The organism is Streptomyces sp. NPDC056883 (assembly GCF_042788835.1).
Lineage (GTDB): Bacteria > Actinomycetota > Actinomycetes > Streptomycetales > Streptomycetaceae > Streptomyces > Streptomyces stoeckheimensis.
On the sequence record NZ_JBHUBS010000008.1, the window covers coordinates 266,221 to 279,877 of the forward strand.

Annotated in this window: 10 protein-coding genes and 5 tRNA genes; 9 read left to right on the forward strand and 6 right to left on the reverse strand. The window is 74.3% G+C overall.

The genetic code is table 11. The features are described from left to right. The first annotated feature begins 127 nt into the window (after positions 1–127). The 3 genes from cobT (at position 128) to ACFRU2_RS21860 (ending at position 6,045) form a co-directional block, all read left to right on the forward strand. Positions 128–3,397 carry a nicotinate-nucleotide--dimethylbenzimidazole phosphoribosyltransferase gene (cobT, locus tag ACFRU2_RS21850; RefSeq protein ID WP_382974467.1) on the forward strand — a complete coding sequence of 1,090 codons (3,270 nt, stop codon included), beginning with the start codon at positions 128–130 and terminating at the stop codon, positions 3,395–3,397. Positions 3,398–3,944: 547 nt separating this feature from the next. After that, on the forward strand, positions 3,945–5,165 hold the full coding sequence (cobA, locus tag ACFRU2_RS21855) for a uroporphyrinogen-III C-methyltransferase (protein ID WP_382974469.1): 1,221 nt from the start codon (positions 3,945–3,947) through the stop codon (positions 5,163–5,165). A gap of 67 nt (positions 5,166–5,232) precedes the next feature. Further along, positions 5,233–6,045 carry an RNA methyltransferase gene (locus ACFRU2_RS21860; RefSeq protein ID WP_250744686.1) on the forward strand — a complete coding sequence of 271 codons (813 nt, stop codon included), beginning with the start codon at positions 5,233–5,235 and terminating at the stop codon, positions 6,043–6,045. Between the two features lie 14 nt (positions 6,046–6,059). On the opposite strand, the gene ACFRU2_RS21865 is transcribed toward ACFRU2_RS21860, so the two are convergent. After that, entirely contained in the window at positions 6,060–7,307 is a 1,248-nt protein-coding gene (locus ACFRU2_RS21865) for a serine/threonine-protein kinase (RefSeq protein ID WP_382974472.1), read from the reverse strand. Between the two features lie 553 nt (positions 7,308–7,860). Between ACFRU2_RS21865 and ACFRU2_RS21870 the strand changes: the two genes are divergently transcribed. The 3 genes from ACFRU2_RS21870 to ACFRU2_RS21880 all read left to right on the forward strand — a co-directional run bounded on the left by ACFRU2_RS21870 (position 7,861) and on the right by ACFRU2_RS21880 (position 10,021). Continuing rightward, positions 7,861–8,046, forward strand: coding sequence for a hypothetical protein (locus ACFRU2_RS21870; RefSeq protein ID WP_382757518.1), 186 nt, complete (start codon positions 7,861–7,863; stop codon positions 8,044–8,046). A gap of 425 nt (positions 8,047–8,471) precedes the next feature. Then, on the forward strand, positions 8,472–9,635 hold the full coding sequence (locus ACFRU2_RS21875) for a phosphotransferase family protein (protein ID WP_382974475.1): 1,164 nt from the start codon (positions 8,472–8,474) through the stop codon (positions 9,633–9,635). A 65-nt stretch (positions 9,636–9,700) separates the two neighbouring features. After that, positions 9,701–10,021, forward strand: a complete 321-nt coding sequence (locus tag ACFRU2_RS21880; RefSeq protein ID WP_382974478.1) for a zf-TFIIB domain-containing protein — start codon at positions 9,701–9,703, stop codon at positions 10,019–10,021. A gap of 139 nt (positions 10,022–10,160) precedes the next feature. Here ACFRU2_RS21880 and ACFRU2_RS21885 read toward each other — a convergent pair. The 5 genes from ACFRU2_RS21885 to ACFRU2_RS21905 all read right to left on the reverse strand — a co-directional run bounded on the left by ACFRU2_RS21885 (position 10,161) and on the right by ACFRU2_RS21905 (position 10,645). After that, positions 10,161–10,235: transfer RNA gene (locus tag ACFRU2_RS21885), tRNA-Val, on the reverse strand. A 54-nt stretch (positions 10,236–10,289) separates the two neighbouring features. Beyond that, positions 10,290–10,361 (reverse strand) — tRNA-Val (locus ACFRU2_RS21890). 19 nt (positions 10,362–10,380) lie between these two features. Further along, positions 10,381–10,452, reverse strand: a tRNA-Val gene (locus ACFRU2_RS21895). A gap of 1 nt (position 10,453) precedes the next feature. Continuing rightward, positions 10,454–10,527: transfer RNA gene (locus ACFRU2_RS21900), tRNA-Cys, on the reverse strand. Positions 10,528–10,572: 45 nt separating this feature from the next. Next, positions 10,573–10,645, reverse strand: a tRNA-Gly gene (locus ACFRU2_RS21905). Between the two features lie 180 nt (positions 10,646–10,825). Here ACFRU2_RS21905 and ACFRU2_RS21910 point away from each other — a divergent pair. Genes ACFRU2_RS21910 through ACFRU2_RS21920 form a run of 3 tightly spaced genes read left to right on the forward strand, consistent with a single transcriptional unit; the run spans position 10,826 to position 13,654 of the window. Next, the gene (locus tag ACFRU2_RS21910) at positions 10,826–11,947 is read left to right on the forward strand and encodes a chorismate-binding protein (RefSeq protein WP_382974479.1); all 1,122 of its coding nucleotides are present in this window, start codon (positions 10,826–10,828) and stop codon (positions 11,945–11,947) included. Continuing rightward, positions 11,944–12,771, forward strand: coding sequence for an aminotransferase class IV (locus ACFRU2_RS21915; protein ID WP_382974482.1), 828 nt, complete (start codon positions 11,944–11,946; stop codon positions 12,769–12,771). The genes ACFRU2_RS21910 and ACFRU2_RS21915 overlap by 4 nt, the downstream gene beginning before the upstream one ends. 58 nt (positions 12,772–12,829) lie before the next feature. Continuing rightward, a complete protein-coding gene (locus ACFRU2_RS21920; protein WP_382974485.1) occupies positions 12,830–13,654 on the forward strand; it encodes a GNAT family N-acetyltransferase in 825 nt (274 codons plus the stop codon). Positions 13,655–13,657 lie beyond the last annotated feature (3 nt).

The window sequence follows — 13,657 nt, forward strand, 5'->3', positions numbered from 1 at the left end:
TGGCGGTTATGGCCGACACGGTGGCGAACGGGCAGGACAATACTTACTGGTTGTCGTGCGGGCGTACGTGAGGCCTCGTGGGCGACCGGGCAGTCGAAGAGGCAACACCGATGGGCGAGGGGTACGCATGACTGACACCGGCCAGGTTCCGGGCGAGGGTCTCCCGGACAGCACGGGCATGGTGGATCAGCAGGGCGTCCCCGCCCCGGTTCCCCCGGTTCCCGCGTCTTCCCCGGCGACCGGGAGCTACGCCTTCCAGGACCTCGTGGACAACCCGGCCGAGCCGGAGGACGAGGAACTGCTGCTGATGCCGAGCAGCCAGGGCGCGTGGAGCGACCCCCAGGTCGTCCCGCCGGTGCCCGCCTTCCCCGAGTTCCCCGAGCCCTCCGCGTACGCGGACGCCCCGTACGCGGACGGCCCCTACGCCGACTTCGCGGGTGCCCCGGAGTACCAGCAGCCCCACCCGGGCGGGCTCCCGGTCCCCGAGGCGCCGCTCGGCTACGAGACCGCCGGCTACCCGCAGCAGTCCTTCGACGGGCAGTCGTTCGCGGAGCAGCCGCAGCCGTCCTTCGCCGACGCCCCCTACGCCGACGCCTCCTACGGCGCCGGTGCGCACGAGGCCGGCGGCCGGGATTCCGGCGCGCTCGACCTCGGCGGCCTCGTGACCCCGCAGGCCATGTCCCAGCCCCAGCCCCCGGTGGCGCCCGTCGCCGCGGCCCCGGTGCGGCGGCCGCTGCACATGGGCCCGCCCGTGCCCGAGGCCACCGGCGGAGTCGTACGGTCCCTCGCGGACCGGGGCCCGGCCGCGGCGCCCGCGCAGGCCCCCCTGCAGGCCCCGGCGCCGGCCGCGCCCATTGCCGTCCCGGTCGCCTCCGTGCCCTCTTCCCCCGCCGCCCCCGAGCCCGTGGGCCCGGCCCTGAGCACCCCGGCGATGGCCATCCCGATGCGCCAGTCCGGGCCGCCCACCACGGGGCCCGAGTACTTCGACTTCGCGCAGGCCGGGGCCGAGCAGGTACCGAACCCGGCGCAGCAGCCGGTCGAGATCCCGGTGCAGGCCGGGACGCCGTGGACCGCGGAGCCGGCTCCGGAAGCCGCGGCGGAGTCCGCGTCTGCGTCCGTGTCCGCGTCCGCCGTCGAGCCCGTGGCCCAGCACGAGGCCCAGCCCGTCGGCGAGCCCGTGGCCGAGCCCGTCGCCGAGAGCGGTGCGGCGCCCGTCGCCTTCGCGGAGCCCGAGCCGGGCCTCGTACAGGAGTCCGGGTCCGTGCCCGCGGCGGAGCCGGTGCCCGTGCCCGCTGCCGTGGCCGTCGCCGAGCCGGTGGTCGTGGAGCCCGCGCCGGAGGCCGTCGCCGAGCCCGTCGTCGCCGTCGAGCCCGAGGCCGCCGTCGTACCGGAGCCCGAGCCCGTCGCGGCCCCCGAGGCCCCGGCCGCCGTCGAGCCCGCGCCCGAGCCGGTCGTGGAGCCGGAGTCCGAGCCGCAGCCCGCAGAAACGGTGGTTCGGGCCGAGGAGCCGGAGCCCCTGGCCGAGCCCGTCGTCGTGGCCTCCGAGCCCGAGCCGGCCGCCGTCGCGCAGGCCGACGTACCGCTGGAGGCCGAGGCCCCCGAGGCTCCCGAGGCCGGAAGCGAACCGCAGCCCGAGCCGGAAGCCGAGCCCGAGGCCCCGGTCACCGAGGCGGCCCCCGGATACGCCGACGCCGAGCGCGAGGCCGTCCTGCGCGTCATGCGCGAGCGCCGTGACATCCGCAAGGGCTTCCGCCGGGACCCCATCCCGCACGAGGTGCTGCTGCGCGTCCTGGAGGCGGCCCACACGGCGCCCAGCGTCGGCCACTCCCAGCCGTGGGACTTCGTCGTCATCAAGTCCGCCGAGACCCGCCGGACCATGCACGAGCTCGCGGAGCGCCAGCGCGAGGCCTACGCGAAGTCGCTGCCCAAGGGCCGCGCCAAGCAGTTCAAGGAAATCAAGATCGAGGCCATCCTCGACACCCCGGTGAACATCGTGGTCACCGCCGACCCCACCCGGGGCGGCCGCCACACCCTGGGCCGGCACACCCAGCCGCAGATGGCCCCGTACTCCTCGGCCCTCGCCGTGGAGAACCTCTGGCTCGCCGCGCGCGCCGAGGGTCTGGGCGTCGGCTGGGTCAGCTTCTTCGACGAGCGCGAGATGGTCCGCGAGCTCGGCCTGCCGGAGCACCTGGAGGTCGTCGCGTACCTGTGCATCGGGTACGTGGACGAGTTCCCCGACGAGCCCGAGCTCGCGCAGGCCGGCTGGTCGCAGCGCCGTCCGCTCTCCTGGGTCGTGCACGAGGAGACGTACGGGCGCCGCGCGCTGCCCGGCGAGGAGCCGCACGACCTGCTCTCCGAGACGGTCGCCAGCATCCGCCCGCTCGACGCGAAGGCGCTCGGCGAGGCCTGGGAGCGGCAGAAGCGCATGACCAAGCCCGCCGGGGCCCTGGGCATGCTCGAAATCATCTCGGCCCAGCTGTCCGGCCTCTCGCGGGTCTGCCCGCCGCCGATCCCGGAGCCCGCCGCGGTCGCGATCTTCGCGGGTGACCACGGCGTGCACGCCCAGGGGGTCACCCCGTGGCCCCAGGAGGTCACCACGCAGATGGTGGCCAACTTCCTGGGCGGCGGCGCGGTGTGCAACGCGTTCGCCAACCAGGTGGGCGCCGAGGTCTGCGTGATCGACGTCGGCGTCGCCGGCGACCTCCCGGCCACGCCGGGGCTGCTCCCGCGCAAGGTCCGCGCGGGCACGGCCGACCTGTCGGTCGGGCCGGCGATGACCCGCGAGGAGGCCGTCGCGGCCATCGAGGTGGGCATCGAGACGGCCCGCGACCTGGTCGCGGCGGGGAACAAGGCCCTTCTGACGGGCGAGATGGGCATCGCCAACACCACGGTGTCGGCGGCGCTGATCTCGGTCTTCACCGGGGTGGACCCGGGCGAGGTCACCGGGCGGGGCACCGGCATCAACGACGAGACGCACGCCCGCAAGGTCGAGGTCGTGCGCCGCGCCCTGGAACTCCACCAGCCGGACCCGGCGGACCCGATCGGCGTCCTGGCGGCCATCGGCGGCCTGGAGCACGCGGCGATCGTGGGTCTCCTCCTCGGTGGAGCTTCCCTGCGGACCCCGGTGATCCTGGACGGCGTCAGCGCCGGTGCGGCCGCGCTGGTGGCCCGTGCGATCGCTCCGGAGTCGCTGTCCGCGTGCATCGCGGGACACCGCAGCGCGGAGCCGGGCCACGTGGCCGCCCTGAACAAGCTCGGGCTGCGCCCGCTCGTCGACCTGGACCTGCGCCTCGGCGAGGGTACGGGGGCGCTGCTGGCGCTGCCGCTGGTGCAGAGCGCTGCGCGGGCGATGCACGAGGTGGCCACGTTCGACTCGGCGGGTGTCACGGAGAAGTAGCGGGGGCTGCGGGGCCGGTGCCGGGGATGGGGTGGGGTGTCGTCCGGGACTCATGATTTATGGCGCCCTGTGCGCGCTGCGTCATGATCGGCCTTCTTCCGCGCCAACGCATCACGTTTTACGTCCCGGACGACACCCCACCCCGTCCCCGTCACCGGCCACCAATCCAGCCCCTCCGGCACAATCCAGCCCCTCCGGCGTTTGAGGAGCGGGGGTCCGGGGGCGGAGCCCCCGAAGGGGTCCGGGGCGGAGCCCCGGTTTCGGGAAGGGGCGGGGTGGGGAAGCCCCGCAGGGCCGGTCGGGCCGCGTCGGCCCCGCAGCCAGCCCTGGGCGAAGCCCGCGTGGGGGCCGGGGATCATGGGGCGGGAGCCCCCTGGCCCGGGCCAGAGCCGGGATTCGCGGGGCCGGGCAATGGCCCCCGAGGCGACCACTGCGCAGGTGGGTCGTATCGTGGACCCCGGACGGGCCACCGCACGTCACCGCCCGATCAGCCGCTCCAGCGACGCAGCGGCCCGCCCTCACCGCCGCATCAGGAGCCGTAACCGCCATGGGACACCCGGCACACCCCGCCTACCCCGTCGGACTCCGTCTCACGGGCCGCCGCGTCGTCGTGATCGGCGGTGGCCAGGTCGCCCAGCGCCGGCTGCCCGCGCTCATCGCGGCCGGCGCCGACATCGTCCTGATCTCGCCCTCCGCGACCCCCTCCGTGGACGCCATGGCGGAGACCGGTGAGATCCGTTGGGAGCGCCGCCGCTACGAGGACGGCGACCTGGCCGGCGCCTGGTACGCCCTCGTGGCCACCCGGGACCGTGCCGCCAACGACGCCGCCTCCGCCGAGGCGGAGCGCGAGCGGATCTGGTGCGTCCGCGCGGACGACGCCGAGGCCGCGAGCGCCTGGACCCCGGCCACCGGCCGGGTGGAGGGCGTCACCGTCGCCGTACTGAGCGGCAACGACCCCCGCCGCTCCGCCGCCGTCCGCGACGCGGTCGTCGAGGGGCTGCGGGACGGCTCCCTGACCGCCGCCCGCCCGCACACCCCGGGCGTGGCCCTCGTCGGCGGCGGGCCCGGCGACCCGGACCTGATCACGGTCCGCGGCCGGCGCCTCCTCGCCGAGGCCGACGTGGTCATCGCGGACCGGCTCGGCCCCCGTGACCTCCTGGACGAGCTCCCGCCGCACGTCGAGGTCATCGACGCCGCGAAGATCCCGTACGGCCGTTTCATGGCCCAGGAGGCCATCAACGACGCCCTCATCACCCACGCCAAGGCCGGCAAGGCCGTGGTCCGGCTCAAGGGCGGGGACCCGTACGTGTTCGGCCGCGGCATGGAGGAGCTCCAGGCCCTCGCCGAGGCCGGCATCCCCTGCACCGTCGTGCCCGGCATCTCCAGCTCCATCTCGGTGCCCTCCGCGGCCGGCATCCCGGTCACCCACCGGGGCGTGGCCCACGAGTTCACCGTGGTCAGCGGCCACGTCGGCCCCGACGACCCGCGCTCGCTGGTGGACTGGGCCTCGCTGGCCAAGCTCACCGGCACCCTGGTCATCCTCATGGGCGTCGACAAGATCGGCCTGATCGCCGAGGCGCTGGTCCGCCACGGCCGCCCCGCCGACACCGCCGTCGCCGTCATCCAGGAGGGCACCACCGCCTCCCAGCGCCGGGTGGACGCCACCCTGGCCACGGTCGGCGAGACCGTCCTCGCCCAGGACGTGCGGCCGCCCGCCGTCATCGTGATCGGCGACGTGGTGAAGGTGCACCGGCCCGAAGCCGAGTGACGTCCCCGCAATCCCGCAACCCGGCAGAGCCGTTGGCACCGCACCCAGGACAAGGCAGTATCACCCTGTGGCTGATCTCATCACCGTCGAGGACCCCGACGACCCGCGCCTGCGCGATTACACGGGCCTGACCGACGTAGAACTCCGGCGCAGGCGCGAGCCCGCGGAAGGTCTCTTCATCGCCGAAGGCGAGAAGGTGATCAGACGCGCCAAGGACGCCGGGTACGAGATGCGCTCGATGCTGCTCTCCGCGAAGTGGGTCGACGTCATGCGCGACGTCATCGACGAGCTCCCGGCTCCGGTCTACGCCGTCAGCCCGGAGCTCGCCGAGCGCGTCACCGGCTACCACGTGCACCGCGGTGCCCTCGCCTCCATGCAGCGCAAGCCGCTGCCCACGGCCGAGGAACTGCTCGCCACCACCCGGCGCGTGGTCATCATGGAAGCGGTGAACGACCACACCAACATCGGCGCCATCTTCCGCAGCGCGGCCGCCCTCGGCATGGACGCGGTCCTGCTCTCGCCCGACTGCGCGGACCCGCTCTACCGACGCTCCGTCAAGGTCTCCATGGGCGCGGTGTTCTCCGTCCCGTACGCCCGGCTGGACGCCTGGCCCAAGGGCCTGGACTCGGTCCGCGAGGCCGGCTTCAAGCTGCTGGCCCTCACCCCGCACCAGAAGGCCTCGCCGATCGACGAGGCCGCCCCGCAGACCCTGGAGCGGGTCGCGCTGATGCTGGGCGCGGAGGGGGACGGGCTGTCGACCCAGGCGCTGGTCGCCGCCGACGAGTGGGTACGGATCCCCATGGCGGCCGGGGTGGACTCGCTGAACGTGGGCGCGGCCGCGGCCGTCGCCTTCTACGCGGTGGCCAGCGGTCGTCCGTAGGGTCCGGACGCGTCCTAGAGCTTCTGGGCCAGCGCGATGCCCAGCGCCACGAGCAACGTCACCACGACGAAGACGATGAGGCGCTGGCGCATCAGCTTGGGGTCCGGCCGGGACGGCCGCCGCCCGGTGCCCGTCGTACGGGGAGCCGGGCGGCCGCCCGTACGCCCGGCGGTGGAGCCGGGTCCCCGCGAGCCGGTGCTCCGGGCCGAGGAGGGCCGCGAGTCCGGCCCGCCGCGCGGTCCCTGACCCTTGGTCTGCGCCTTCCCCTGACCCGCTCCGGTTCCCGTACCCGGACGTCCCGGGAGGGGAGTGCCGGCGCTGCGGCGCTCCGTGCGCTGGTCGGCGTACCCCTCGACGTCCTCGAGGTAGCCCTCGGGCAGCCGTCCCGTCGGCCGCTCGGTCCGCGCACGCTGCGCGGGCGGGCGGATGTCGCCCATCCCGTGCGCCTCGCGGGCCGCGATCTCCTTGAGCCGCATCGACAGCTGGAGCGTGGTCGGCCGTTCGTCGGGGTCCTTCGCCAGGCAGGCCCGTACGAGGGGCGCGAGCGCGTCGGGAACGCCCTGGAGGTGGGGCTCCTCGTGCACCACCCGGTACAGCATGACCTCGGAACTGCCGTGTCCGAAGGGCGAGTCGGCGGTGGCCGCGTAGGCGAGGGTGGCGCCGAGGGAGAAGACGTCCGTGGCGGGGGTGACGGCGGCGCCGCGCACCTGCTCGGGAGCCAGGAAGCCGGGGGAGCCCACGGCCGTTCCCACGTGCGTGAGGGTGCTGGCCCCGGTGGCCCAGGCGATCCCGAAGTCGATGATGCGCGGGCCCTTGGGCGACAGCAGGATGTTCGAGGGCTTGAGGTCGCGGTGGACCACCCCGGCCTCGTGTACGGCGACCAGTCCCTCGGAGAGCGCGGCGCCGATGGCGGCGATGGCCGCGGCCGTCAGGGGGCCTTCCTCGGCCACCTTGTCGTGCAGGGAGGGGCCGGGCACGTACTGCGTGGCGAACCAGGGGCGCTCCGCGTCCAGGTCCGCGGCGACCAGGCGCGCGGTGCACCCGCCGCGGATCCGCCGGGCGGCGGAGACCTCGCGCGCGAAGCGCGAACGGAACTCCTGGTCCTCGGCCAGGTCCGGCCGGATCACCTTGAGCGCGACGCGCTGTCCGCGCCGGTCGGAGCCCAGATAGACGACGCCCATGCCGCCGGCGCCGAGGCGCCGGTGCAGCCTGAACGAGCCGACGACACGCGGGTCCTCGCGCCGGAGCCGCATCATCGCCATGTCCACCCCGCTGACCGGTCGTCCTGTTGACGTGGCACAGCTTACGGACCATCCGGCATGCGCGCTCAGAGGCCGCGCCCTCGCCGGGGGATTCGATTGTCAGTACGGGGCAGTCCACTTGGGGATGCGCGGGACCACCGGTAGGACGCATGTGCGGAGCGGGGCCGTTCGGTCAAGCCGAGCCGGACTCAAGGGAATTGGGGTTTGGTACGGGGTGGCGGGGGAGCGGTGGCCGACGGTCGGACCGGACCCGTCCGGTTGATCTTGGGACCACCTGGTCGGAGGCTGGACGTGTGCGGTGAGTGACGGAAGTGAGCGAAGTCACTACGCTCCGGTCATCCCCTCCGGGATGACCCTCAGACCGGGGGGCGGGTCTCCACCCAGGGGAGTACGCGCGGGGTGGGCTCCTCATCCTCCTGGAGGCCAGGCAATGGGTACGAAGGCATGAGGCCAGGAGCCTTTCCCGCGCCTAGTGTTGAAGACAAGCGGCGGGTGGAGTCACTCGTCCCCCGAGGTCATGAACCCGCCGCTGCCAAACGACAGGGAGAGGACCATGGCGGACATCGCACGGCAGGGACGCAAGGCATTCGCGTTCAACAGCCATGAGTCCGGTCGTCGCCATCCACTGGTGGCCGCGGCCATGGTGCTCCCCCTGGCCGCCGTCCTGCTCTTCCTCTTCGGAGGCTTCGACCAGGTGGCGGCGCAGGCGTCGTCCGTAAGCGTGATGCTGGGGCGCTGAGCGGCGCCCCGGGCCCAGGAGAGCGGCCTGGGCCGGGACTGTCACCGACCGAACCCCGTGGGGACGGGGGAGCGGTCGACGGACGGCAGGTGAAGGGTGCTGCGCGTACGGCTGGGGAGCCGGACGCGCAGCACCCTTTTTCATGCCCGCGCACACCTCCTCTACGCGCCCCTCGCGCTGCTCCGCGCGGGCGCGATTCCGCCCTTCGGGTCGCCGGGCTCCGTCGGACGGTGCCGCGCCCGCCCGCCCGGCGGCGCCGGCGCGTTTCCCGGGCTTCGGGTCCCTGTGCCGGACTCGGTCCGGCTGGTGCCCGGACGGCGGTGCCGCCGCTGCCGCCCGGCCCGGCGCTGCGTACGCTCGTCCCGAGGAGCACCCGCCGGGGTGCGGAGCACGGGGAGAGCCGAGGCGTGGTTCCGCTGGAGCGAGTGAGCGCGGCCGAGCTCGCCGCGTACGCGGGTGCGGTGGAGTACGTGCTCCTCGCGGACCGGGACGACGGCACCGTGGTCCGGTGCGGGGACGTCGTGGCCAAGGCGCACGCGGGCGACAGCGATCCCGACGCCCTGGCGGTACGGATCCGCGTGGCCGGGGACCCCGCGCTGGCCGGAGTCCTGTTGCCCCCGCTGCGTACCGGGCTCGGCCTGGTCGGCTCCCGGCCCGTCTCCTTGTGGCCCTACGGAGCTCCGGTCGCTCCGGACCGCCCCGAGGAGGCCCCCTGGGAGCCCGCCGCCGAGCTCCTGGCCGCCCTCCACCGGACCCCGCTCCACCACCTCCCGTACCCGCTCCCCCCGATGCGCGGCCCGGCGAAACTGGCCCGTGCCCTCCACCGCCTCGCCGCGGCGCACCCGCCCGAGGCCCCGGTCGCGGCGGGGCGCGCCGCGCCCATGCCTGCGCCCGCGGGTGGGGAAGCCGTCGGCCCGAGCGGCGCCCGTCCGGGACGCCCGGCCGGGGAAGGCCCCTCCGGCGACACCTCGCCCCGTGCCGAGGCCGCTGCCGCGCTCGCCGGGGCGTCCTCCGGCCGTGCCGACCGAGCCCGTCGGGCCGTTCTGTCCATCCCCGCCGGGCAGGCGGTCCAGGCCGGGCAGGCGGGGACGGATGCCGACGCCCCGGAGTTGGCGCGGCTCGTACGGGCCGCCGCGGCCACGCTCCCCGGGTGGGCCCGGGGGGAGGGTCCGGCGCCGTCGGGCGGGGCGCTCTGCCACGGCGATCTGCACCTCGGGCAGCTGGTCCGGGGCCCGGCCGGGGGCTGGCGGCTGATCGACGTGGACGACCTGGGACTCGGCACGCCCGCCTGGGACCTCGCCCGGCCCGCGGCCTGGTACGCCGCCGGACTGCTGGACACCGGGACCTGGCTGCGCTTCCTCGACGCCTACCGCGCCGCGGGCGGCCCGGCGGCCGGTCCGCCCGGCAGCGACCCCTGGCCGGAACTCGACCTCGCGGCCCGCGCGCTCACCGTGCAGACGGCCGCACTGGCCCTCACCAAGGCCGCCCGCGAGCGGCGCCGACTCGACGACGTGGAGCGGCTGATGGTGGAGGCCTGTGCCCGAATTGCCTCCCTCCCGCCCGACTTGGAGCCGAAGCCTCCGTCGTAGGGTGAGCCTCACGGCACCGGGTACGCATCCGGTGTCGACGCGAACGGCGAGGAGTTGATCCGGTCATGCAGTGTCCGAAGTGTCACGCGATGATGCACACGTACAACCGCAACGGTGTCCAGATCGAGCAGTGCAGCGGCTGCCGGGGCATCTTCCTCGACTACGGCGAGCTGGAGGCGCTGACCCGCCTGGAGTCCCAGTACACCGCCCAGTACGGCCAGGTCCCGCCCCCGGCCGCCCCGCCGGCGCCCGCCCCCGTCGCGTACCCGCAGCAGCACGCGGCCCCCGCGCCCGCCTGGGGTGCCCCGCAGCACGGCGGCTACGGTCACGGCCACGGCCACGGTCACCGCAAGGGCGGCTTCGGCCGGATGCTCTTCTCCTCCTGAGTCCGAGGGGGCGGGGTGGGGCCCGGAACCGACCCGGTGCCCACCCGTCCTCCCCGCCGGGGACCCGGGCCCCGCGGGGCACCGCAGCCCGCACGCGCGAAAGCCCCGGCCGTGGGAACGGCCGGGGCTTCCGGATATCTGGTGCGCGATACTGGGATTGAACCAGTGACCTCTTCCGTGTCAGGGAAGCGCTCTCCCGCTGAGCTAATCGCGCGGGACCACGTTCACGGTGCGAGCACCGCAGGTGGCAAGTGTGAAGCATACTGCGTGCGCGATACTGGGATTGAACCAGTGACCTCTTCCGTGTCAGGGAAGCGCTCTCCCGCTGAGCTAATCGCGCGGGGATCCTTGCGGACCAGTGGACGATACTGGGATTGAACCAGTGACCTCTTCCGTGTCAGGGAAGCGCTCTCCCGCTGAGCTAATCGTCCTTGGAGGTGGAGACGGGATTTGAACCCGTGTAGACGGCTTTGCAGGCCGTTGCCTCGCCTCTCGGCCACTCCACCATGGAGCAAGCAGGGGGTCCTCGGGAAGATGATCCCCCACCTTAGAGCGGACGACGAGACTCGAACTCGCGACATCCACCTTGGCAAGGTGGTGCTCTACCAACTGAGCTACGTCCGCAGGTCACCGTGTTCGCTCCGGGGTTTTCCCCCTTCGCTCCCTGGCGACGTGTTGAACTCTAGCGGATTCCCGGGCCAGCTCAAAAACGCGTTTCCGCAGCGTGCTGCCGCCCGATCACCGCCGGTCACCCGGCGGACGCCTCACCGGCGCCCGGGCGTCACCGGTCATAGACTCGCAGCCGTGCACGACCTGCCTCCCCTCGCCCGCTTCGGCGGCCTTCTCGCGACCGACCTCCGAGATGTCACCAGTGATCCTGGTGCCCTCGACTCCACCGGCTTCTGGGCGGTGACGGCCGATTTCGAGGGCCGTCTCGTCTGTGCGCGCTTCGGGGACATACGCCCCGACCCGGTGCCCACCCCCGTCTCCGGGGCCTGGCGCGGCCCCGACGCCGACGAGTGGAGTTCCTCCCTCGACCGCGCCGAGTACACCGCCGGCGTACGCCGCATCCGCGAGCACATCGAGGCGGGGGAGGTCTACCAGGCCAACCTCTGCCGCGTGATGTCCGCGCCGCTCCCCGATCCGGCGGGCGCCGATGTGGACGCCCTGACCGCGCTGCTCGCCCGCGGCAACCCGGCCCCGTACGCAGGAACGGTTCGGCTGCCGGCCCACGGCGTCGAGATCGCCACCGCGTCCCCCGAGCTCTACCTGCGCCGCACCGGCCGGCGCGTCGAGTCCGGCCCGATCAAGGGCACCGGCCGCACCGCCGCCGATCTGCTGCCCAAGGACCACGCCGAGAACGTGATGATCGTGGACCTCGTACGCAACGACCTCGGCCGGGTCTGCGCCACGGGCTCCGTGACCGTCCCGGAGCTGTGCGCGCTCGAAGAGCACCCGGGCCTCGTCCACCTCGTCTCCACCGTCGCCGGGGAGCTCGCCGAGGGCGCCGGATGGCCCGAGCTGCTCGCCGCGACCTTCCCGCCCGGCTCCGTCACCGGAGCCCCCAAATCCTCTGCCCTGCGGATCATCGAGGCCCTGGAGACCGCCCCGCGCGGCCCCTACTGCGGAGGCATCGGCTGGGTCGACGCCGACCGGGGCACGGCCGAGCTCGCCGTCGGCATCCGGACCTTCTGGATCGACCGCACGGCCCCCGGCGGCCCCCGGCTGCTCTTCGGCACCGGTGCCGGGATCACCTGGGGCTCCGACCCGGACCGCGAGTGGGCGGAGACCGAGCTGAAGGCCGCCCGGCTGCTGCGGGTAGCGTCGGGAGCCGTCGAGGCGCACGCAGCCGGTCCCACCGGTGCGGGCGGCACGACGGGCACGACGGAAGCACGGACCGACGAAAGAGGGAGAACCGTACGGTGAGGATCTGGCTCGACGGAACACTGCGGGACGCCGACGAAGCGAAGGTGTCCGTGTTCGACCACGGCCTCACCGTCGGCGACGGGGTCTTCGAGACGCTCAAGGCGGAGCACGGCACGACCTTCGGGCTCACCCGACACCTGGAGCGGCTGACCCGCTCCGCCCGGGGGCTCGGCCTGCCGGACCCGGACCTGGACGAGGTGCGCCGCGCCTGCGCCGCCGTACTGGAGGCCAACCCGGTCCCGCTCGGCCGGCTGCGCGTCACCTACACCGGGGGCGTCTCCCCGCTCGGCTCCGACCGCGGCGACGCCGGCCCGACGCTGATCGTCGCGCTGGCCGGGGCCACGCGCCGCCCCGACACCACCGCCGTGGTCACCGTGCCCTGGGTGCGCAACGAGCGCTCCGCCGTGGTGGGCCTGAAGACCACCTCGTACGCCGAGAACGTGGTCGCGCTCGCCGCCGCCCACCGGGCCGGCGCCTCCGAGGCCCTCTTCGCCAATACCGTCGGGCGGCTCTGCGAGGGCACCGGCTCCAACGTGTTCGTCGTCCTCGACGGGCAGCTGCACACCCCGCCCGTGGCCTCCGGCTGCCTCGCGGGCATCACCCGGGCGCTCGTCACCGAATGGTGCGGGGCCAAGGAGACCGACCTGCCCTTCGAAGCGCTGGAGCAGGCGGAGGAGGTCTTCCTGACCTCTTCCCTGCGCGACGTCCAGGCCGTCGTACGGATCGACGGGCGCGAGCTGGGCATCACCCCCGGCCCCGTCACGGCCGAGGCCATGCGGATCTTCGACGCCCGCTCCGCCGAGGACGCCGACCCCCGCTCCTGACCGGAGGCCGGACATATCTGCTGTGCTTCGGGCCGCAGGGCGGGTAGAACTCGTACTGATGACCACCACCCTGCGGCCGAGCGGGCCGCTTCAGCAGAGCACCGGCGGGGCGCGCTCGCGCCCGTACGAGATCCGCGTCAACAGCAGGCGCGTCGGCGCCCTGCTGCTCGCCGCGGACACCCCCTTCGGGCCGACGGTCGCCGAGATCCGCGACCTCGCCGTCGAGGAGCCCGACCGGCGGCGCGGCCGTGCCACGGTCGCCGCGCTCGCCGCCGAGGAAGTGCTGCGCGGCTGGGGCTGCCGGCGGATCCGCGTCTCGGTCCCGGCCGGCTCGGAGGGCGGGCTGCGGCTGGCCGGCTCCCTCGGGTACGCCGAGTACAGCCGCAACATGGCCAAGGAGCTCCCGGCCGGGCCGCCCGCCCTGTCCGAGGGGGTGGCCGGGCGCCCGATGACGGAGGCCGAGTTCGAAAGCTGGCACGCGGCGGCGCTGGAGAGCTACGCGCAGGACTGGGTCAGCCGCGGCATGCCGGCCGAGGCCGCACGGGCGAAGTCGGTGAACGACCACGCGTCCATGCTCCCGCTGGGCCTGGCCAGCCCGGGCGTCAGCTTCTCCGTGCTGGAGGCGGCCGGTGTCCCCGTGGGCACCGTATGGGTCGCGCCGAACGGCGGGGACTCGTACGTCTACGACGTCGCGGTCGCCGAGGAGCACCGGGGCCGCGGGCACGGCCGGGACCTGATGCTCCTCGCGGAGGGCACCGCCCTCGCCGCCGGCCACCGGGTGCTCGCCCTGCACGTCTTCACGGACAACGTCCCGGCCCTGCGGCTCTACGAGTCCCTCGGCTACCGGACGACCAACTTCAACTACGCCAAGGATCTCGTCTAGGCC

Coding starts and splice junctions, on each gene's coding strand:
- cobT (WP_382974467.1), top strand. CDS start 128: ATGACTGACACCGGCCAGGTTCCGGGCGAGGGTCTCCCGGACAGCACG.
- cobA (WP_382974469.1), top strand. CDS start 3,945: ATGGGACACCCGGCACACCCCGCCTACCCCGTCGGACTCCGTCTCACG.
- ACFRU2_RS21865 (WP_382974472.1), bottom strand. CDS start 7,307: ATGGCGATGATGCGGCTCCGGCGCGAGGACCCGCGTGTCGTCGGCTCG.
- ACFRU2_RS21870 (WP_382757518.1), top strand. CDS start 7,861: ATGGCGGACATCGCACGGCAGGGACGCAAGGCATTCGCGTTCAACAGC.
- ACFRU2_RS21880 (WP_382974478.1), top strand. CDS start 9,701: ATGCAGTGTCCGAAGTGTCACGCGATGATGCACACGTACAACCGCAAC.
- ACFRU2_RS21920 (WP_382974485.1), top strand. CDS start 12,830: ATGACCACCACCCTGCGGCCGAGCGGGCCGCTTCAGCAGAGCACCGGC.